This is a genomic window from Stenotrophomonas sp. LMG 10879, from assembly GCF_002750935.1.
GTDB classification, from domain to species: Bacteria; Pseudomonadota; Gammaproteobacteria; order Xanthomonadales; family Xanthomonadaceae; genus Stenotrophomonas; species Stenotrophomonas lactitubi_B.
Genome location: NZ_PEJT01000013.1, coordinates 53374 through 74714 on the forward strand (window position 1 = coordinate 53374; position 21341 = coordinate 74714).

14 protein-coding genes are annotated in these 21341 nt (G+C 66.1%); 4 read left to right on the forward strand and 10 right to left on the reverse strand.

The genetic code is table 11. The features are described from left to right. Nucleotides 1–250: 250 nt before the first annotated feature. Nucleotides 251–3493, forward strand: a complete 3243-nt coding sequence (locus tag CR919_RS17905; RefSeq protein ID WP_099821164.1) for an Rne/Rng family ribonuclease — start codon at nucleotides 251–253, stop codon at nucleotides 3491–3493. Nucleotides 3494–3608: 115 nt separating this feature from the next. On the opposite strand, the gene CR919_RS17910 is transcribed toward CR919_RS17905, so the two are convergent. The 10 genes from CR919_RS17910 to CR919_RS17955 form a co-directional block, all read right to left on the reverse strand. Then, nucleotides 3609–4493 (reverse strand): endonuclease/exonuclease/phosphatase family protein, encoded by an 885-nt coding sequence (locus CR919_RS17910; protein ID WP_099821165.1) that lies wholly within the window; start codon nucleotides 4491–4493, stop codon nucleotides 3609–3611. 2 nt (nucleotides 4494–4495) lie between these two features. Further along, complete coding sequence (locus tag CR919_RS17915; protein ID WP_099821166.1) at nucleotides 4496–7663, reverse strand: discoidin domain-containing protein; 3168 nt, start codon at nucleotides 7661–7663, stop codon at nucleotides 4496–4498. Further along, a complete protein-coding gene (locus CR919_RS17920; protein ID WP_099821167.1) occupies nucleotides 7660–8496 on the reverse strand; it encodes a carbohydrate ABC transporter permease in 837 nt (278 codons plus the stop codon). The genes CR919_RS17915 and CR919_RS17920 overlap by 4 nt, the downstream gene beginning before the upstream one ends. Further along, nucleotides 8493–9374 carry a sugar ABC transporter permease gene (locus tag CR919_RS17925; RefSeq protein ID WP_099821168.1) on the reverse strand — a complete coding sequence of 294 codons (882 nt, stop codon included), beginning with the start codon at nucleotides 9372–9374 and terminating at the stop codon, nucleotides 8493–8495. Before CR919_RS17925 ends, CR919_RS17920 begins: the two co-directional genes overlap by 4 nt. Then, on the reverse strand, nucleotides 9371–10711 hold the full coding sequence (locus tag CR919_RS17930) for a sugar ABC transporter substrate-binding protein (RefSeq protein WP_099821169.1): 1341 nt from the start codon (nucleotides 10709–10711) through the stop codon (nucleotides 9371–9373). The genes CR919_RS17925 and CR919_RS17930 overlap by 4 nt, the downstream gene beginning before the upstream one ends. A 4-nt stretch (nucleotides 10712–10715) precedes the next feature. Beyond that, nucleotides 10716–12320: a glucoamylase family protein gene (locus CR919_RS17935; protein WP_099821170.1), complete on the reverse strand. Its 1605-nt coding sequence runs from the start codon at nucleotides 12318–12320 to the stop codon at nucleotides 10716–10718. A gap of 244 nt (nucleotides 12321–12564) precedes the next feature. Beyond that, complete coding sequence (locus CR919_RS17940) at nucleotides 12565–15621, reverse strand: TonB-dependent receptor (protein ID WP_099821171.1); 3057 nt, start codon at nucleotides 15619–15621, stop codon at nucleotides 12565–12567. Between the two features lie 76 nt (nucleotides 15622–15697). Beyond that, nucleotides 15698–16720 (reverse strand): LacI family DNA-binding transcriptional regulator, encoded by a 1023-nt coding sequence (locus tag CR919_RS17945; RefSeq protein ID WP_099821232.1) that lies wholly within the window; start codon nucleotides 16718–16720, stop codon nucleotides 15698–15700. A gap of 164 nt (nucleotides 16721–16884) precedes the next feature. After that, nucleotides 16885–17160, reverse strand: coding sequence for a BolA family protein (locus CR919_RS17950; RefSeq protein WP_099821172.1), 276 nt, complete (start codon nucleotides 17158–17160; stop codon nucleotides 16885–16887). Next, nucleotides 17157–17456 (reverse strand): YciI family protein, encoded by a 300-nt coding sequence (locus CR919_RS17955; protein WP_089238010.1) that lies wholly within the window; start codon nucleotides 17454–17456, stop codon nucleotides 17157–17159. Before CR919_RS17955 ends, CR919_RS17950 begins: the two co-directional genes overlap by 4 nt. A 372-nt stretch (nucleotides 17457–17828) precedes the next feature. On the opposite strand from CR919_RS17955, the gene CR919_RS17960 reads away from it, so the two are divergent. From CR919_RS17960 to CR919_RS17970, 3 genes are read left to right on the forward strand one after another with little or no spacing between them, the layout of a single operon-like run. Then, on the forward strand, nucleotides 17829–18734 hold the full coding sequence (locus CR919_RS17960; RefSeq protein ID WP_025876498.1) for a ScpA family protein: 906 nt from the start codon (nucleotides 17829–17831) through the stop codon (nucleotides 18732–18734). 13 nt (nucleotides 18735–18747) lie between these two features. After that, a complete protein-coding gene (gene scpB / locus CR919_RS17965) occupies nucleotides 18748–19620 on the forward strand; it encodes an SMC-Scp complex subunit ScpB (protein WP_099821173.1) in 873 nt (290 codons plus the stop codon). After that, nucleotides 19613–21340: a pseudouridine synthase gene (locus CR919_RS17970; protein WP_099821174.1), complete on the forward strand. Its 1728-nt coding sequence runs from the start codon at nucleotides 19613–19615 to the stop codon at nucleotides 21338–21340. Before scpB ends, CR919_RS17970 begins: the two co-directional genes overlap by 8 nt. The last annotated feature ends 1 nt before the right edge of the window (nucleotide 21341 follow it).

The window sequence follows — 21341 nt, forward strand, 5'->3', positions numbered from 1 at the left end:
CATCGCCGATTGCCTGACACGCAGTCGCGCTGAACATGTCCCGTGCGGCGCTCCAGCCTGGCTGACAGCTGCCTCCGGCCCTGCAACACCCAAAACCAGAAAATTGAAGCGCTCCCGCGGCCTGCCGTGGTGTCGTAGCGCTGGAAACCCAAGCCGCCCTCCCCGCGCTTGCGCGAATGGGCGGCGAGCCGTGTCCAGAGGCGAAACTCCATGGCGTTCCGCGCGGTAGCCGCTTGCGAGGAACGCAACAATGAAGCGAATGCTGATCAACGCCACACAGGCTGAAGAGCTGCGTGTTGCCATCGTGGATGGCCAGTCGTTGTATGACATCGACATCGAGCAGCCGTCCAAGGAACAGAAGAAGTCCAACATCTACAAGGGCCGGATCTTCCGCATCGAGCCCTCGCTGGAAGCGGCCTTCGTTGAATACGGTGGCGGCCGCCATGGCTTCCTGCCGCTGAAGGAAATCTCCCGCGATTACTTCCAGGCCGGTGTCGACCACAACAAGGCCGGCATCCGCGAGCTGCTGCGGGAAGGCCAGGAAATCGTCGTCCAGGTCGACAAGGAAGAACGTGGCAACAAGGGCGCTGCCCTGACCACGTTCATCTCCCTGGCCGGCCGCTACATGGTGCTGATGCCGAATTCGCCCAGCGCCGGCGGTGTCTCCCGTCGCATCGAGGGTGAAGACCGGGCTGCCCTGAAGGACGCCCTGGACAAGCTGAACATTCCCGACGAAATGGGCGTCATCATCCGTACCGCCGGCGTCGGCCGCGATGCGGAAGAGCTGCAGTGGGATCTGGATTACCTGCTGAACGTCTGGCGCGCCATCGCCGAAGCCGCCCTGAGCAAGCCGGCCCCGTTCCTGATCTACCAGGAATCGCGCCTGATCGTCCGCGCCCTGCGTGACTACCTGCGCGCCGACATCGGCGAGATCCTGGTGGACACCGAGGAGATGTACGAGCACGCCAAGGAGTTCATGCAGCAGGTGATGCCGCAGACCCTGCGCAAGCTCAAGCATTACAAGGACGACATCCCGCTGTTCAACCGCTTCCAGATCGAATCGCAGATCGAAGGCGCCTACGAGCGCAACGTGCGCCTGCCGTCGGGCGGCTCGATCGTGGTCGACCAGACCGAAGCGCTGACGGCCGTCGACGTCAACTCCTCGCGCGCCACCAAGGGCAGCGACATCGAGGACACCGCGTTCCAGACCAACCTGGAAGCGGCCGAGGAAGTGGCCCGCCAGCTGCGCCTGCGTGACCTCGGCGGCCTGGTGGTGATCGACTTCATCGACATGGCCTCCAACAAGCACCAGCGCGAGGTCGAGAACCGCCTGGCGAACGCGCTGAAGTACGACCGTGCACGCGTGCAGGTCGGCCGCATCTCGCGCTTCGGCCTGCTGGAAATGAGCCGCCAGCGCCTGCGCCCGAGCCTGGGCGAGTCCAGCCAGATCGTCTGCCCGCGTTGCGACGGCCATGGCCGCATGCGCAGCGTCGAGTCGCTGTCGCTGTCGATCATCCGCGTCGCTGAAGAGCATGCGATGAAGGAGAACACCGGGCAGGTGCTGGTACAGGCCCCGGTGGAGATCGCCAATTACCTGCTGAACGAGAAGCGCGGCGCGCTGGGCGAAATCGAGAAGCGCCACGAGGCGCCGATCGTGATCGTCGCCGACGAGCAGCTGCACACCCCGCATTACACCGTCACCCGCCTGCGCGACAACGAACTGGGCGAGGAAAGCGGCAAGCCGAGCTACCAGCGTGGCACCCCGCGCAAGCTGCCGGTGCACGCGCTGACCAAGGGCCAGCTGAACATCCCGCCGCCGACGGTGACCCAGGTCAAGCACAACTCGCCCGCCCCGGTGCGCGAGGAAGTGGAGCCGGTCGCTGCCCCGGCACCGGCACCGGTGGCCGCAGCGGCCCCGGCTGCTGCCGCCAGCGGTGGCGTGGTGGGTTGGCTGAAGCGCATCTTTGGCGGCGAGCCCGCTCCTGCCCCGGCCCCGGCTCCGGCCGCGCGCCAGCCGCAGGATGGCGGCCGCCGTGACCGCAACAAGGATCGCAACAAGGACCGCAAGGACCGCCGCGAAGACAGCCGCGGCAACGGCGGCAATGGCAATGCGCAGCAGCAGAAGGACGGCGGCAACCGCAAGGACCGCGGTGAGCAGCGCAAGGATGGCCGCCAGGGCGGCAACGGCGGCAACCCCGCCAATGGCAATGGCAATGGCCAGCAGCAGCCGCAGCAGCAGGGCAAGCAGAAGGATGCCCAGCCGCAGCAGCAGAACAAGCCGCGCAACGAACAGGGCCAGGGCCAGCAGCAGCCGAAGCTGAAGCAGCCGAAGCAGCCGCGTCCGCAGGACGCTGACAAGCCGGCCGAGAAGCCGCAGCGTGCCGCTGCCGAAGCCCCGGCTGATGTGGTGACCGCAGCTGCTGCCGTGGCCACCACGACTGCAGTTGCCGCCACGGCCGTCGCGCAGGAAGAGAAGGCACTGGCACCCGCCGTTGCCACTGAAAACGTGGTCGGCACTGTCGCCGCGGTGGATACCGTCGCGTCGACCGATGCCGAGGTCGTGGTTGCGACCGGAGCTGTCGAAGACGCAACGACCGATGCAGCAGGCGATCAGACCGGCGAAGGCGCAACCCGCCGTCGTCGCGGCCGTCGCGGTGGTCGTCGTCGTCGTCGTGGTGGTGCCGAGAACGCCGCAGGCGGCGACGCGCTGGGTGATGATCTGGACGACGGCGATGATGCCGAGGGCGACGACAACGACGGCGATTCCGCCGAGCAGGCTGCACAGGCTTCGGTGAACACCCCGGTTGCCGCCGTGCAGCCGTCGCGTTCGCAGCCGGAATTCGATTTCGATGACGAAGTCGAGCCGGCCGCCGTTGATGCCGGCAAGCCGGCACGTGCACCGGTTGCGGTAGCCGCCGCGGTTGCCCCGGTCGCTGCCGTGAGCAGCGCCGTGGTCGAAGCAGCCGCTCCGGTCGCCGCCGCGGTGCAGACCCCGGCTCCGCTGGAAGCCGTCGCCAAGGTCGAACCGACCCCGTCGCCGGTGCAGACCAGCATGCTGGATGCCATCGATGCAGCGACGCCGGTACAGCCGGCGCCCGAAGCAGCGGCGGTGAGCGAGGTGAAGCCGCCGGTGGTCGAGGCTGCCGCTGCGATCGAAGCAGCTCCGGTCGCTGAACCGACTGCGGTAATCGAAGCCGCACCGGTGGCGGAGCCGAAGCCGGTGGTGGCTGACGTTGCGCCGGTGGTTGAAGCCGCTCCGGTGGTCGAACCGAAGGCCGAGGTTGAAGTCGCCCCGGTCGTCGAGCAGCCGGCAACCCCGGTGGCTGTCGAAGCCGCACCGGTGGAAACCGCTGCACCGGTCGCCGATCCGGTCGTGCCGGCGGCGGTCGACCCGATCGCTGATGGCCACGCCGACGCTGCCGCACAGGCCGCCGACGCGCAGGCCTCGGAAGAAGACGAGGACGCTGGCAAGCGCACGCCGCCTGCCGCCTGATCCATCGTTTATCGGCAACAACGAAACGGCGGGGATCGATGATCCCCGCCGTTTCCGTTTGTGACGTATCAAATACCGTAGCGAACGCCGGACGCGTCAGCGCGCCACGCCGATATCAGGGTTTCGGCGCGAACTGCAGCCGGGTCCACACCCCGTAGTGATCCGAGGCCCAACGGCCGCCGTCATCCGGCTGGTCGAACAGGATCTTCGCTTCGCGCGCGACCATCTGGTCCTGCTGGAAGAAGATGTGGTCGATCCGCGACGGTGCCTGGTAGTAGTGTCGGTTGAGCGTACTGACACCGGCCAGGTCGGTGTTGACGTGCACGCTGCCGTAGCTGTCGCCGTAGTGGCTGCGCAGCTCGCTCAGATCGCTGGCATCGACCAGTGCATTGAAGTCGCCGGCAATCACCACCGGCGCACCCGCAGCGCTGCCGGCAATGAAACGCAGCAGGTCCTCGACCTGGCTGCGGCGGACGCGCTGGCCGGCGTCGTCACTGCGCTCGTTGAGATGGGTGGCATAGACATTGACCGGCTGACCGTCCACGTCGATGCGCAGATGGGCCACGGTGCGGTAGTCATCCAGTGGCAGCAGCAGGTGCTCGCCACGGGCCAGGATCGGGCGCCGGGTCAGCAGCGCATTGCCGTAGCGCTTGGGCGCTCCCACCGGATCGGTGGACACGAATACGTAGCGGTAACCGAGCTGGCTGGCCAGCCACTGCGCCTGGTTGCGCACGTTGCGCTTCTGGATCACTTCCTGCAACGCGATGGCATCGGGCTGCAGGCGCTTGAGCTCAGCCACGATCGTGCGGCGACGGCTGGGCCAGTCCTCGCGGTCGTGGTGCAGGTTGAACGTCACCATGCTCATTCCGGGCTCGCCGACCGCTGTGGCCGCATCGGCGGTGCTGGCCGGCACGGCGGCTGCCGCCAATCCGGGCAGGGCCAGCGCGATCGCCAGCCCCAGCACGCAGAGACGGCGGCCGATCCCGATCGGTTGACGCATGGTTACTGCCCTTTGCGTTCGGCGCGGCGCACTGCGCTGGGCACATCGATCTCGACCCGTGCCGGCAACTGGTGCACATGCAGCTCGTTGTTGATCCATTCCACCGTCTCGCCATTGACCGTCGCCTGGCCGGGTTCGCCTGCATACGGCCATGGCAGCACCACGCCGCCGGCCGGCGGCACCAGGCCCGGCTGCACTTCCAGCACCAGCTGCTTGTCGCTGCGCTGCAGGCGATAGTTGAGCTGGCCCTGCGGCGTGCGCAGGCCCTGCACGGCGATGCCCTCGCCCTGCAGCCACGCCACCGGGATACCGGCAGCGAGCACCAGCGCCTCATCCGCATCGCGGTTGTAGGCGAACATGTCCAGCGCCGAACGGACAAAGTCCGATGCCACCCAGGCATGCGGCAGGTCACCCACGAAGAACGGCTTGCGCGGCGTACGCGAGACCACCTCGGCCCACTGGTTCCAGGCCTGCGGCGCGCGATCCTTGAAGAAGAATTCGGTGGCCTGCCAGGCACGATCACGCCAGCCCAGGCGCACGAACGCGGCGACGTTGCGCCATTCGTACGGCGTGTAGTCCTTCCATTCGCGCTTGCCATCGCGGCGCGCGACGAATTCGTTCCAGTAGCGCTGGAAGGTTGCGTCCAGCGCCTCCTGCGGCAACCGCCCCTGCTCGCCGCCCGGTGCCAACGCAATCGTGGTGGAGGTGGCGTCGAAGTCACCCAGCTCGGCCGAACCCGGCAGGTAGTCGATGCGATGCTGCTGCATGGCCGCCAGCAGCGAGGCTTGCAGGTCATCACGGAACTGATCGCGCGATTCGCTGATCTGCATCGCCTCGACCTTGCCCAGCTGCGCCGCCAGCTGCGCGGCGTCCTTGTAACCACGCAGCGCCCAGAAGTTGTCCCAGTACGAATGCATCGGCTTGGCCGAATAGCCCTCGTGGCTGATCGAGGCCGGCATCATCCCGTAGAAGGCAGGATTGCGCGCACGGTTCTCCTCGGTGCGCTCGCTGCCCCGCAGTTGTTCCATGTAGCTGTAGGCGCCCAGCACATGCGGCCACATCTGCTCGAGGAAGGCGCTGTCGCCGGTGTAACGGCCGTATTCGGCGATGTTGTAGATCAATTCGCCGTGACTGTCGTTTTCCGGCACAGGGTCACTGCCACGCGCATCGACGCAGCACGGCACCTTGCCGTTTTCAAACTGATAGGGCGCGTACCACGTCACGTAGTCGCGCACGGCATCGCTGCGGCCCATCCGCAGCAGGCCTTCGGAGATCATCGCGCCATCGCGGATCCAGCTGCGCGCGTACGAGCGCGTACCCGGCTGCAGGCGCGGGCCGACACGCGAGATCAGCATGTGCGCCACCGCGGTGCGCAGGGTTTCCACCAGCGGTTGGCCGGCAGCCGGCACCTGCATGGTCACAGCACCCAGCTTGTCGCGCCACATTGCCGCAACCTGCTGCTGTGCCTTGGCCACGTCCAGCGCCTGCGGCGCCCAGCTGCCGGTCTGCGGCAGCACGATCGCCACCTCGCGGCTCTGCCCGGGTTCGAGCTTGATCGTGTACAGGAGCGCGCCGGACGCCATGCCGGTCGGATCCTTCACGGCGGTGGTGGCGGGCAGCTTGCCGCTGGCCAGGTGCATCGCATCCAGCTTGCCGTCGAAACTGCTGGCAAAGCGCGCATCCGGCACCTGCAGGGGATACAGCCGCGGTTCGCCATTGATGCGCACCAGCTGCTCGCCCACGTCCAGGCTGTCGATGCGGCTGAAGCCGCCCACCGTGTTGAGGAACTGGGTGGGCGGATTGACCTGCCACGGGCGGATCGCCAGTGCCAGGGTGTATTCGTGCGCGACCTTGTCCGGGTTGCTCAACCGGTAGCGCCCGATCAGCTGCGCGCGTTCGGGCGTGCCCTGCACGAAGCTGGTCACCGACAGGCCGGCCTTCTCGTGCACCCAGTCGACCGTGGCGATCGGCAGGTAGCGATCCTGCAGCGACTGGGTGATGGCAACGTCGGCCCAATCCAGCAGCTTGCCGTCGAGGCGGATGAACGGCTCGATGCTGAAGCTGCCCTTGGCCGGCTCCAGTGCGCCGTCCTCACTGATCAACGCCTGTTCCTGGCCACCGTCCAGGCCCAACAGGGTCCAGTACGGCTGCTCGCCGACGTAGGCGCGCGGCAATGTGCCACGCGGCAGGTCGGCCGCCACCGAGGACAGGAAGGCATTGGGAGTGGCAGCAAACGCCAGCGGCTTCAGGGTGATGTCACGGATGCCGTAGCGCCAGTTCGGTCCGCCCTGCAGGTCGAAACGGACGTAGCGCGCATCGGTGTCGGGCAGTGCCAACCAGTCGCGGCCTCCGGCACCAGCGGTCACTTCGCGCACGGTACGCCAGTCACGACCGTCCTCGGAGGTGCGCACGGTATAGCGGTTCGCTTCCAGGTCCGGCAGCCAGTCGATCACCGCACCGCCGATCTCGCGGCTCTTGTGCAGGTCCAGGCTGATGGTCTGCTGCTTGACCCCGCCACTGATCCAGAAGGTATCGGACTTGCCGTCGATCATCCGGTCCTGCAGCGCGGTTGCGGTATCGGCGATCACCGAGGGCCGCAGCGCCGAATCATCCTGCGCGGGCAGGCCCTGCAGGGTCAGCTTGTCGAAGCACACCGTGCCACGGCCGCCGACCTTGCTGTAGATCGTGAATTCCATCGACGCGCTGCGCGCCATGTCCTTCTCTGGCGATGGCCCCCAGGCCTTGTCGATCTGTCGGCGGCGGTACTCCACCGGCGTCCACGCCTTCGGGAAAGCGTAGCCGGGGCGGTTGACCCACCACACGTTGTCGCCGCTGGCGTCGATCAGCTTGAACTGCAGGTCGTTGGCCGGCGAATCACCGCGCAGCTGGAAACCGAAACGGTAGTTGGCCGGGTACTCGATGTTCAGTGGGCGACGGATGCCGACGTAGCCGGAGACCTCATGGAAGTCATAATCCAGGCACAGCGCGCGGCCACCGCCGGCGCCACTGACCGGCCGCAGCGAGCCGCTGACCTGGTCGGACAACACCAGCTTCCATGCGCTGATGTCGTCGAAATCATCCAGCACCTTCGGCGCGGGCAGCGCCGGTGGTGCGGCGATCGCCAGGGAAGACCACAACAGGCCCAGTCCAACGGCGATCGCACGCTTCATCCCTTCACGCTCCCCAGCAACAATCCTTGGATGTAGTACCGCTGCAGCACCAGGAACAGCGCCAGCACCGGGACCACGGTGACCACCGCGCCGGCCATCATCATTTCCACGTCCATGATGTGTTCGCGCGAGAGGGTGGCCAGCGCCACCGGCAAAGTGTAGTGCTCCTGGTCGGTCAACACGATCAGCGGCCACATGAAATCGTTCCAGGCGCCCATGAAGGTGAAGATCGCCAGCGTCACCAGCACCGGCTTCAACATCGGCAGCACGATCTGGAAGAAGATCCGCAGCTCCCCTGCCCCGTCGATGCGTGCGGCTTCCAGCAGCTCATCGGGAATCGAGCGGGCGTACTGGCGCACCAGGAAGATGCCGAACACGCTGGCCAGCGCCGGCACGATCACGCCGCCGAAGCTGTTGACCAGGCCCAGCTGCTTCATCAGCAGGAACAGCGGCAGCATCGCCACCTGCGCCGGGATCACCAGCGCCGCCATCAGCACCTGGAACAGGCGCTCACGGCCGGCGAAGTTGAGCTTGGCGAAGGCGTAACCGGCCATCGTGTTGAGCAGCAGCGAACCGAGGGTGATCGCCAGCGACACCAGCAGGCTGTTGGCGAAGTTGCCGCCCATGCCGGTACGCGCGAACAGCTCCGTGTAGTTGTGCGTGGTGATGCTGGACGGCAACAGCGGCGGCGGGAAATGCGTCGCCTCGCCCTGCGGCATGAACGAGACCGACAGCATCCACAGCAACGGTGCCAGGCTGACCAGGGCCAGCACCAGCAGCGCGCCGTTGATCATCCACGGGTGCCAGCGTGACTGGCCGATTTCACGACTCATACCAACTGCCTCTTGCGGCCAAAGCGCAGCATCACGGTGGTCACCGCCAGGATGATCAGGAACAGCAGGAACGCCACAGCCGAGGCGCGTCCCAGGTTCCACCACTTGAAGCCTTCCTCGAACATGAAATACAGCACGCTGACGGTGCTCTGCAGTGGATCGCCGCGGGTCATCACGTAAGGTTCTGCAAACAGCTGGAAGTAACCGGACACGGTGATCACCCCGACCACCAGCAGCACCGGGCCGAGCATCGGCAGGGTGATGTGCAGGAACTGCTTCCAGCGCGAGGCGCCGTCGATGCGCGCGGCCTCGTACAGGTCATGCGGGATCGCCTGCAGGCCGGCCAGGAAGATCACCATGTTGTAGCCGAAGTTCTTCCAGACCGCGAACAGCATGATGGTCGGCATCGCCCAGTTGGGATCGCCCAGCCAGTCGATCGGACTGACGCCCAGGTGGCCGAGGCCGTAATTCACCAGGCCGTAGCTGGTGTGGAACAGGTAGCGCCAGATCACCGCCACTGCCACCAGCGTGGTCACCACCGGCGCGAACAGCGCGGTGCGGAACAGCGCCTTGAAGCGCGCCGCCGGGGCATTGAGCAGCATCGCCGCGCCCAGCGACACACCGATCGACAGCGGCACGCCGATCACCACGAAATACGTGGTGTTCCACAGCGACTTCCAGAACATCGGCGTCTGCAGCAGGTCGATGTAGTTGCCGAGGCCCACGAAGCGCAGGTTGCTGCTGTCGGCCAGCGCGTACAGGTCGAAGTCGGTCACGCTCAGCGCCAGCGCCGAGGCCACCGGCAGGCCGAAGAACACACCAAGCACGATCAGCGAGGGGCCGGCGAAGATCCAGCCGGCAAGGGAAGAACGTTTCATTGCGGGCTCCCGGCCGCGACTGCACTGGTCGAACCCGAGGGGGGTGCGCTGCGCTGCAGGCGTTGTTGTTCATGCATCCAGCGACGCTTGGCCAGCACCTTGTCCACGCGCTGGTCCAGTTCGGCCACGGCCTTGTCCTGCGGCAGGCCACCGCGCACCACCTGTTCGGTGACGATGCGCATTTCCTGCACGATACGCTCCCATTCGAGCACCTTCGGGGTCGGCTTGACCCGCTCCAGCTGGTCGCGGAACGCGGCGGCAAGCGGATCGTTGGCCAGCGACGGCGCGTTCCAGGTGCTGCGGCGCGGCGGCAGGTCGCCGATGATCGCGTGGAAGCGCGCCTGGATTGCCGGCCGCGACAGGAACTCGATCAGCTTCCAGGAGGCTTCCTTCTGCTGCGACTTGCGGAAGATCACCAGGCTGGTGCCACCGGCGATGCCCGCGCCCGGACCCTCAGGGCCAGGCAATGCGGCGGTGCCCCACTTTCCTTCCAGTTCCTTCGGCTGCAGCTTCTTGAACTCGCGGATGTTCCAGGGGCCGGAGATGTAGAACACGTTGAAGCCGCGGAAGAATTCATCCCAGACGTTGGAGATCTGCGTCTCGGACATCTTCGGCGCCCAGCCCTGCTCGAACATGTTGGCGTAGAAACCGAGCGTGCGACGGAAGCCAGGGCTGGAGAAATTGCCACGGGTGTCGTCATCACGCAGCAGCGGGTCCGGCTGCTGCAGCGCCAGCGACAGCTGCTGCTCGAACTCGTTGATCGGCATCAGCACCGCATAGCGGTTCGGGCCCTGCATGCGCTTGATCGCGGCCATCTGCTCGTTCCATTCCGCCCAGGTGCGCGGCGGGTGGTCGAAGCCGGCCTTGGCCAACAGGTCCTTGCGGTAGTAGATCAGGCGGGTATCGACGTACCACGGCACGCCGACCAGCTCGTCGTGGATCACGTTGGTATCCCAGATGCCCTGGAAATAGTCCTTCGGATCGACCACGGTCGAGCGCCGCACGAACGGCTGCAGCGGCGTCAGCGCGTTGAGTTCGGCGAATTCGGGCACCCAGGTGTTGCCGAGCTGGCACACGTCGGGCAGGCCATCGGCAGCGAACGCGGTCAGCAGCTTTTCGTGCGCGGCCGTCCACGGGATGTTCTGCACATCGACCTTGATGCCGGGGTTCTCCGCTTCGAATTCGTGGATCAGCTCGCTGACCACTTCGGCCTCGCGCCCCATCGCCCAGAAGCGCACGGTGGTGGTGCCCTGCTCCTGGCGGGCACAGCCGGCGATGGCCAGCGCGGCCAGTGCAGGCAATGCCCAGCGTCGCAGGCGGTGTTTCCAGTCGTGCACCTTGTTACTTCCCCTGGCCGGTGTTGCGGTTGGCATTGTTTTTCTGTTCCTGCGCGGCGGCCGCACGTGATTCAGCGATACCGACCGCACGTGCTGCTGCGGCCTTCTCATCCTTCTGCAGCTCCAGCGGCTGGAAGGAACCTTCCGGCGCCAGCCAGCCACCACTGAAGCCCGCCCGTTCCAGGCCCTTGCGGATGTACGGGTTCTTCTTCATCACATCCCAGACGAAGTCGTTGCGGTAGTTGGCGATCATGGTCAGGATCGGGCCCTGGTCGATGGCGATGTAGTCGCTGGCGACCCAGCCGCGATCGGGCACCACGCGCCCGGTCTTGATCGGGATGTCGTAGTTGAAACTGGGATTGAACGAATCCAGGAAGCCGTAGCTGGAGTAGATGTAGTCGCCGTAGCGCTTGTGCATCTCCAGCGTGGCCGGGATCACTTCCTCAGGCGCGAACACGACCGAGGAGATCGCCGCGGTTGGCGCGATCGTGCCGTCATCGAAATTCTCGCGCAGGCCTGCGCCGCGTGATGAGTAATGGCGGAACTGGCGCTGCTCGCCGCGGTATTCCTGGGTGGTGTTCTGCGGACCGTCACTGGCGGTCAGGCCCCACACGTTCTCGCCGTACTCCTTCCAGTTCATCGGATTGGCGATGGCGTACTCTCGCTGGGCCAGCGCGGCCGAACGGCTGTTGAGGAAGTAGGTGCTGCCACGCTCGCGCATGTAGGCATCCTGGATGTCGCGGAAATCGATCCAGACGTGGCTGTACTGGTGGCCGAACAGCGGGCCGAAGGACAGGTATTCCTGGCCCTGGTAGACACCCCAGTCGTTGTCGTAGGTCCGCGTCCACACCGTCCACGCATCCGGGCTGACCGGATGGCTGGGCGAACCCAGGGCGAGGATGTAGACCATCATCGCCTCGTTGTAGCCCATCCAGTCATGGTCGATGAAGCCGTTCTCGGGGAACCAGCCCATCGAGATCAGCGGCGCACGCTGCTGCAGCCACGGCCAGTCGACCTGCTTGTACAGGGTGTCGGCGATCTGCCGGATTTCCTTCTCGCGCGGATCGTCGCCGTCGTAGTACGACTGGGCGAACAGCACGCCCATCATCAGCAGCGCGGTGTCCACCGAGGACAGTTCCACCCAGCTGTCGTAGCGGCGCCCTTCCTGCATGTCCAGGAAGTGGTAGTAGAAGCCCTTGTAGCCGGCCTTGCCGGTGCGCTGCGGGCCCATCGGCACATCACGGAAGAACTTCAGGGTGGTCAAGGTGCGGTCGATCGCCTGGTTGCGGCTGATCCAGCCGTTCTCGATGCCGATCGGATAGGCGGTCAGGGCGAAGCCGACCGAGGCGATGCTGGCAAACGGCCGCGACGGATAGCGGTCCGGAGTCAGGCCGTTGATCTCGTTGGTGGTATCCCAGAAGAACTGGAAGGTGCGGCGCTCGATGTCATCAAACAGCGGCGGCAGCTCAGGCTTCATCGGCCGCGGCGGTGCGTCCGCCTCGATCAGGATCACCGGCGGACGCGGCTTGGCAGGCTCCTGCTGGGCCGGTTTGCAGGCGGCGATGGCCAGGGTCATCGCAGCGGCGGTCATCAGGTGGCGTGCCTGCATGGCGCGGTTCCTCCGGTGGGCTGATCGATGAAAGAGCATAACGTCCAATGACCTGAAATCGTTTACAAAGTGCGGTCTTAAAAAACCACGGAAACGTGGTCGATGACACCGCGGTCATTGCCCACGCCATTGCCCCCTGCCTGGCAATGGCGTGGGCAATGGACCGGCCCGGAGGCCGGCCATTGCCGTTGAAACCGGAGCCATCAGCGAACCGAGGGCTCCGTACTGCATCAACTTCCCGCAATCAGAAGCGGAAGCCCACTTCGGCCTTGACCTGACGCGGCGTACCGATGATGTCGCCGGTCTCGTTGTAGCTGGCCTGCAGCTTGCCGTTGCTCTTGACGTAGTTGTAGGTGGAGAAGTTGTCGAAGTTGAACACGTTGATGATGTCGATACGCGCGTACAGCTCCGTATCGCCCGGCATCTTGAACGTCTTCGTCGCCTGCAGGTCGACCGAACGGTAGCCGAAGATCTTGCCGCCCAGCAGGAACTTGCCATTGGCGTTGGGCACAGCCGCCTGCGGAGTCGGCAAGTTGTAGCCACTGGCCTGCGGCACCGGGTACCAGTCATTGACGGCGGTCGGGGTGGCCAGGGTGATCTTGCCACCGAAGGTGATGCCCCAGAAGCCCGCGTACGAACCGGTGACCACCAAGCGGTGACGCGGCGCGCCGTTGGAACGGATGGTCGGGTAATCCTCGATCAGGCCGCGGTCGAAGGCGTACTTCTCGTTGATGTCGCGGTTGTGGCGCGCGGTCGTCCAGGTGTAGGCGATCGAGGTACCCCAGCCGCTTTCCTGGGTGAACGGCTTCTGCGCCGACAGCAGGATCTGGGTCGCACGGGTCTTGATGCCCTGCTGGCCGATGATCAGGCTGCCGAAGCCCGGCACGTTGCAGCTCCATGCCTGGCTCAGGCCAGGCTCGGTGCCACCGCACAGGCGCGGGTCATCGAAGAACTGGCCGGTCGGGTAACGGTTGCCCAGGGTGAAGGCGAAGCCGTCGTAGCTCAGGGTACGAGCGATGGTGGCGTCGGTCAGCCAGTCACCGATCTGGTTGCTCATGCCCAGGCTGAACTGATCCGAGTACGGAGCCTTCAGCTTGTTGTTCAGCAGATCCACTTCCAGGCCAGCATTGCTGGTCGCACCGACCAGGCTCTGCAGGTTGCCGATGCCGTTGAGCAGGTTCGGGTTCCAGTCATAGCAGGCGGCCTGGCCGTTGATGCAGGTGCCGGTGGCCGGGTTACGGAAGTAGATGGTCGGCTGCGGCAGGGCCAGCTTGGTGGTTTCCAGCTGCAGGTTGTCGAACAGGTCGCGGTCGTAGGAACGGCCGGCACCACCGTGGATCACGTGCTGCTCGTCGGCGTTGATGTCATACGAGAAGCCCAGGCGCGGCTGCCAGGCATCCTTGAATGCCTTGCGGTTGTGGCCGTTGCTGATGTAGTCGCTGATGTCCAGGCCGCCCAGCGCCAGCGAATCGGCGTAGGTCTGGCCGGCGGGGCCGCGCGGATCCTGCGAATAGATCGCGTCGACCACGGCCTGCGGGGTGACGAAGTCCAGGTAGGACGGGGTCTTTTCGTAGTCCCAGCGCAGGCCGATGTTCAGCTGCAGGTGGTCGTTGACCTGCCAGTCGTCCTGGATGAACACGCCGTACTGCTTGGACTTCGAACGCACTTCACCGGACACGCCATCCACGCCGGTCACCGGCTTGACGAACTGCGCCTTGTACGGAATGGAATCGGGGAAGTCCGGATCGCCCAGGCTGTAGGTGAAGGTCGGGTTGATCTGCGCCGCATCGGAGGCGTACAGGTCGATCGCCTTGTACTTCACGCCCATCTTGATGGTGTGGTCGCCCGCCCACTGGATGCCATCCAGTGTCAGGTTGTCTTCGATCGACCAGCCCTTCTGGCCCTTCACCTGCGAATCCAGTGCCGATGCGCCACCGATCTTCACCACGGTGCGGTCTTCGGTGCCGTCCGGTGCGGTGTAGGTGATGCCGTTGGCCAGGGTCAGCGGCGTCGGGTTGTTGAACGAATCTTCATGGGTGACCATCATTTCGTTGTAGTAACGCTCGCCGCTGTGGTTCCAGCGCAGGGCGTAACGACGGTCGGTGTTGACCACTTCACGGCCGGCTTCCGGCGAGGTCTGGCCACTGAACTGCGACTGGGTTTCATCGCGGTCCTGGAAGGTCAGTTCGATGCGATCGTTGTCGGTCGGCTCGAAGTCGATCTTGCCGAAGATCAGATCCTGCTGGAACGGCTGGCTGGCCGGGCCCAGGCCGGCGGCGCCTGCCGGCGGCAGCAGGCCGGCAGCACCGGTGACCGCGCCGTCCGGCGCGATGGTGACCGGCAGGTCGAAGCGCTTGGCTTCATAGGTCACGAAGAAGTGGGCCTTGTCCTGGATGATCGGGCCGCCCAGGGCGAAACCGTATTCCTTCTCGGCCGAGACCATCTTGTCCTTGCCGCCCTGGCGCTCGGCCGGGGTCTTGGCGCGCATGTCCTCATCGGTGTAGCGGTAGAACGCCTCACCCTTGAATTCATTGGTACCGGACTTGGTGGCAGCGGTCACTGCGGCGCTCGACACCTGACCGTACTCGGCCTTGTAATTGCCGCTGATGACCTTGTATTCGCCGATGGCCAGCTGCGGGAACGGGTTGCCGGCGCTGCCGGACTGGCCGGCCACGCCGCCGCCCTTGACGTAGCTCTTCTGGCCCACGCCGTCGATGTAGACGTTGGTACCGTCGGAATTGGTGGCACCGCCGCGCAGCGAGGTGTTGCCCTTGGCATCACGGGTGAAGATCAGGCCCGGCACCGCGTCGGCGAACTCCAGGAAGTTGCGCGACACCTGCGGGGTGGTCTGGATCTGCTGCAGGCTGACGGTCTTGCCGACTTCGGAGGTGCGCACTTCCTGCAGCAGGGTCGGCGCGACGACGTTGACGGTGTCCAGGTTGGTGGCGGCGGTCGTACCGGTGCCACCGGCGGCGGCGCCAGCGAAGTTGAGCGTCGAGGTCGAGGCGACGGTGACGGTGACCTTCTGGGTCTGGCCGTTGGCCACCACGTCATAGGTGCCCGGGTCCAGGCCCATCAGCGAATAGCTGCCGTCGGCGCGCACGGTGCCGCGACGCACGGTACCGGTGGCGATGTTGGTGGCGGTGACTTCGGCACCGGCCTGCGCGCCGGACACCTGGCCACGCAGGCTGGCGTTGGCCGACTGCGCCATGACGTTCGGGGCGGCGGCCAGCATCAGGCAGCTGACCAGGGCGGTGCTCAGCAGCCGGCGCGCCGGCGTGCGGATCGTGGAATGCATCATCAACTCAATCTCCGGGTGGCGGTGACCGCTTGCGCGGCACCTGCGATCAATCAAAAAAGAAGGAACGCCTCTGGCTTCAATGGCCGGATGGCGGAGTGGTGGAATCGCGAACAATCAGGCGCGGGACCAGGGTCTGTTTGTCCCCTGTCCCATCCGTGGAGGTGCCGTCCATCAACTGCAACAAACGCGACATCGCCCGATCGCCCAGCTCGGCGATGCTGACCTGCATGGTGGTCAGCGACGGGTGGACGAAACGCGCAAGCGGAATGTCATCGAAACCGGCCAGGGCGACATCGGAGGGCACATGGACACCTGCCTGCGCGAAGGCATACAGGCAACCCAGGGCCATCATATCGTTGGCGGCGAATACGGCATCGGGCAGCGTGCCGGCTGCCAGCAACTCCTGACCGGCGCGATGGCCGGAAGCTTCGTCGAAATCACCGGGCAACTCGATCCCCTCGGCGCCACCGCCAAAAGCCGCCAGCGCATCACGGAAGCCGCGCAGGCGCTCACGCGCGTCGAAGTTGAGGTCCGGGCCAGAAATGAATGCAATGCGCCGATGACCGACGTCGAGCAGGTGGCGGGTCATCGCCATCGCCCCTGCATGGTCATCGATGCTCAACACCGGATGGTCCTGCCCAGGCAGGTAGGTGTTGATGAGTACCGTCGGCAATGCCTGCGGCAGGTTGTCGGTCAGGAACCCCGGGCTCTCCGCATAGGGCGAGAGCACCAGCAGACCGTCGACCCGGCCGCGCATGGCGCGCAGGGCTGCGCCCTGCTGCTCCTGGTCGCCGTGATAGCTCGACACCAGCAGGTGCTGGCGCCGGCTGCGGGCGACGTTGTCGATGCCGCGCATCAGTTCGGAGAAGAATTCGCCGTACAGGTCTGGAAGCACCACGCCCACCGTATTGGTGCGGCGGCTGCTCAGGCTGCGGGCAGCGGCGTGCGGGGTGTAACGCAGCCGTGCGGCCACCTCCAGCACAAGCTGGCGGACCGGTTCGGCGACATTTTCATGCCCGTTGAGCGCGCGCGAAACCGTGGCCACAGAGACCTTGGCTTCACGGGCGACGTCTTTGATTGTTATGGCTGCTTTGTTCACGAAGCCGCCCTCCACGGCTTGGATCCACCAGCAATGGCGCGGAATGTAAGCGTTTCCATCTGCGCTTGTAAACAGTCCGTTAGGCGAATGTCCCTAAACGGACACAGGAATCTGTCCTTGGCAGGCCCCTCGACGGACCTGCCAGGACAGCTCGGGACAGGGTTTCAGCCCTGCTCTGACGGGGTATGTGCGCGAATGGACAACGCGTGGATGTCGGTTTCCATCAGCGTGCCCAGCGCTGCGTAGACCGCGCGATGACGGGCCAGCGGGGCCAGTCCCGCGAAGCGCTCGCTGACCACGTGCACGTTGAAATGGCCGCGACCATCGCGCGCTCCAGCGTGGCCTGCATGGCGATGGCTGTCGTCTTCGATCTCAAGCACGCTGGGGGCCAGCGCTTGCTGCAGCGCATCACGAATCTGCTCGATGCGTTTCGCGTTCACGGCAGCACCTTGCGGAACGGACGCACCTGCACCCGCACGTAGACGCCTGCGGCGACGTAGGGGTCGGCATCGGCCCAGGCCTGGGCCTGCGGCAGCGAGTCGAAGCTGGCAATCACCACCGAGCCACTGAACCCTGCCGGGCCCGGGTCTTCGCTGTCGATCGCCGGACACGGCCCCGCCAGAAGCAGGCGGCCTTCATCGCGCAGTGCGGTCAACCGCGCCAGGTGCTCGGGCCGCGCCTGCAGCCGCTGGGCCAGTACATCCTGGCCGTCGTAACCTTCAATCACATACCACACCGGCATTTCCTCGCTCGCGTTGCTGGTGAAGCGATTCTAGCCAATCCCGCCCCCTGCCCGGCCTCGGCTGGACACTGGCGCGGCAAAGGCTTACCCTAGCAACCATTGCACGTGGCTGGATGCAGCAGCCCGTCGGTTTTTGCGGCCAACGCAGCCCCCGACGACCGACCCGCTGCTTCGAACCGGTCCACACGACCGGGCCCCGTAGACGACCTCCCGTAGTCCTGTCGCTGCCGTGTCCTGCGGAGCGTCCTGTTGTTTGATGTGTGGAACCGCGCCGAGACAGGCGTGCCTGGTGTCCTGGCGGTCCGTGGCAGTTGCCCGGTGTGCCAGCTGCCGCGACTGGTCCGTTGCAATCCTGATCTCCATTAGATGACTTCCGAACTCGCGCTCGACGCGAACACGCCAACCCGGCCGCCCGCCCCCCAGCAGCAGGAAATGCCGCTGGCCGTGGTGCATGGGCAACCGGTCCTGCAGATTCCGCAGGACCTGTACATCCCGCCGGATGCGCTGGAAGTCATCCTGGACGCCTTTGAAGGACCGCTGGACCTGCTGCTGTACCTGATCCGCCGGCAGAACCTGGACGTGCTGGACATCCCCGTGGCCGAGATCACCCGGCAGTACGTGGAATACATCACCGTGATGCGCGAGCTGCGCTTCGAGCTTGCCGCCGAGTACCTGGTGATGGCGGCGATCCTGGCGGAAGTGAAGTCGCGCATGCTGCTGCCCCGCCCCCCCAGCGTGGAGGGCGAGGAAGCCGATCCGCGTGCGGAGCTGGTGCGACGGCTGCAGGAGTACGAACGCTTCAAGCAGGCTGCCGAGGATATCGACGCCCTGCCCCGGCAGGACCGCGATACCACCGTGGCGCATGCCTTCATGCCCGAGCGCGCCGCAGTGAAGCTGCCACCGCCGGTGGACCTGAAGGAAATGCTGATGGCGCTGCACGACGTGCTCAAGCGCGCCGAGCTGTTCACCGGCCACGCGATCAAGCGCGAGGCACTGAGTGTCCGGCAGCGCATGGGCGAAGTGCTGGGACGGCTTGAAGACGGCAGGTTCTATCGTTTTGAAAACCTGTTCACCGCCGAAGAAGGCAAGCTGGGCGTGCTGGTCACGTTCCTGGCGGTGCTGGAACTGGCCAAGGAGCAGCTGCTGGACCTCGTGCAGGAAGAACCGCTGGCGCCGATCTACGTGAAGTCCCTGGCCGCCGGCAACACCAATGCCCCGCTGCAGTTCAGCAGCGAATTCGACGACAACGACGCCGCCAATGAAAACGAGTGAGCGCTGACTGCCGATGGATCAAACGCTGATCAACCGCATTGTCGAAGGTGCGTTGCTGGCCTCCAGCCAGCCGCTCACCCTGGCCCAGCTGAAGGACCTGTTCCCGGAAGATGAGCCGGCACCGCCGGGCAGCATCGAACGTGCGCTGGAACGGCTGCGCGAGAGCTGCCAGGACCGTGGCGTGGAACTGGTGGAGGTGGCCTCCGGCTTCCGCTACCAGGTGACCGCTGAAGTACATGGCTGGATCAGCCGGCTGTGGACCGAACGCAAGACCCGCTATACCCGCGCCACCCTGGAAACGCTGGCACTGATCGCCTACCGGCAACCGATCACCCGTGGCGAGATCGAGCAGGTGCGCGGCGTGGCGGTCAGCAGTAACATCATCCAGGCGCTGGAAGAGCGCGAGTGGATCCGCGTGGTCGGCCACCGCGACGTACCCGGCAAGCCGGCCCTGTTCGGCACCACCAAGGGCTTCCTGGACTACTTCGGGCTGAAACGCCTGGACGAACTGCCGCCCCTTTCCGAGCTGAAGGACCTGGGCGACCTGGAACCGCAGCTGGCGCTGGATCGCGACGCACCGCCGGTCGCCAGTGCCGACGGCCCGGACGTGAGCGCCGACCCGGACGCCGCTGCAAATGACGACACCGGCATGACCGCCGGCGACACCCCCGATTCTGCCGACGCATTCCCTGCGGCGGCCGACGATGAGCAAGCACCTTCGCCCTCCGATGATGGGCACCCCGATTCCGCGCCGGGCGAGCGCGCGGTGACAGTGAACGAACGCGAAGACAACGCCGTCGCGAAGACGACCGTGGCTGTTGACCAAGCCGATTCCGAACCAGAGGCCGACCTCGAAACCGTCGGCCGGAGCAAAACTGATGAGTGACACCCCCCGCAAGCCCTCGTTGAACAAGCTTTCGCTCAAGCGCGAAGCCACGTCCGAACAGTTCAAGCTGGAAGAACGCCTGCACAAGGTCCTGGCCCAGGCCGGCCTCGGCTCGCGTCGTGCGCTGGAACAGCGCATCGCCGAAGGCCTGGTCAAGGTCAACGGTGAAGTCGCGCAGACCGGCATGTCGGTCAAGAGCGGCGACAAGATCGAGCTCGACGGTCGCGGCTTCGTCGCCACCGCGCTGGCCGAGCCCTCGCGCGTGCTGGTCTACAACAAGCCGGAAGGCGAAGTGACCACCCGCGAAGACCCCGAAGGTCGCCCGACCGTGTTCGAATCCCTGCCGGCGCTGAAGGGTGCCCGCTGGATCGCCGTCGGCCGCCTGGACATCAACACCACCGGCCTGCTGCTGGCGACCACCGACGGTGAGCTGGCCAACGCCATGATGCACCCCTCGTTCGAGGTCGAGCGCGAGTACGTGGTGCGCGTGCGTGCCCCGGAAGGCGAGGACAAGGTGCCTGACGCCGTCGTCGACCGCCTCACCCGTGGTGTCGCACTGGAAGATGGCCCGGCCAAGTTCGATGAGATCGAACGCATCGGCGGTACCGATTCGCACGACTGGTTCCGCGTCGTGGTGAAGGAAGGCCGCAACCGCGAAGTGCGCCGCCTGTGGGAATCGCAGGGCTGCCAGGTCAGCCGCCTCAAGCGCACCCGCTACGGCAAGGTCAGCCTGCCGCGCGAACTGGCCCGCGGCCAGTCCGTCGAACTGCCGGGCAGCCAGGTCGAAGCGCTGCGCGCCGAACTGAAGCTGGAAGAAGGCGCGCCGTCGGCCCTGACCCTGCAGCCGGTGATCGGCCAGCGTCGTGCCGCCAAGACCACCGTGCGCGTGCGCGAAGGTGGCCGCGGCAACGCCTACGTCAACGGTCACAACACCGCCGATGAAGGCCGCGAACTGCGTCGTTTCGACAACGTGCGCGAAGATCGCGGCCGCGGTCGCGGCGGCAAGGGTGGCGGTGGTTTCAAGGGCGGCCTGACGGTCAGCGGTGAAGCCGCAGCCAAGCAGTCGCAGCGCCCGTTCAAGCAGCGCGCGCCGAAGAACGACCGTTCGCTGCCGGAAGGCAATCCGGCCGCATTCCGTACCTGGTACGTGCCGGACGGCGTCAGCACCGGCCCGAGCGGCCACCGCAATGCCGGTCCAGGTGCACGTGGCCCGGGTGCCCGTGGTCCGGGCGCAGGTGCAGGTGCCGGCGGCCAGGGCCGTCCGTACGGCAAGCCGAAGGGTCCGGGCGCAGGCGCCGGTGGCGGCCAGGGTCGTGGCGGCTACGGCGGTGAAGGTCGCGGCGGCTACGGTGGCGAAGGACGCGGTGGCGCCGGCGGCCAGGGTCGTCCGGCCGGTGCGGGCAACCGCTCGCAGGGCCAGGGCAACAAGCACCCGTACGGCCATCCGGGCAATGCCCCGAGCTTCCCGTCCGACCACGCCAATCCGGGCTTCAGTCCGTACGGCACCTCGCGTCCGGCCGGCAACGGTCGTCCGGGCGGCAATGCGAATGCACGTCCGGGCGGTAACCGTGGCCCGGGTGGTCCGGGTGGCAACCGCGGTCCGGGTGGTCCCGGTGGCAACCGTGGTCCGGGTGGCCCGGGTGGCAACCGCGGCCCGGGTGGCCCCGGCGGCAACCGTGGCCCGGGTGGCCCGCGTCGCAGCGGCCCGCGCGGCGGCTGAT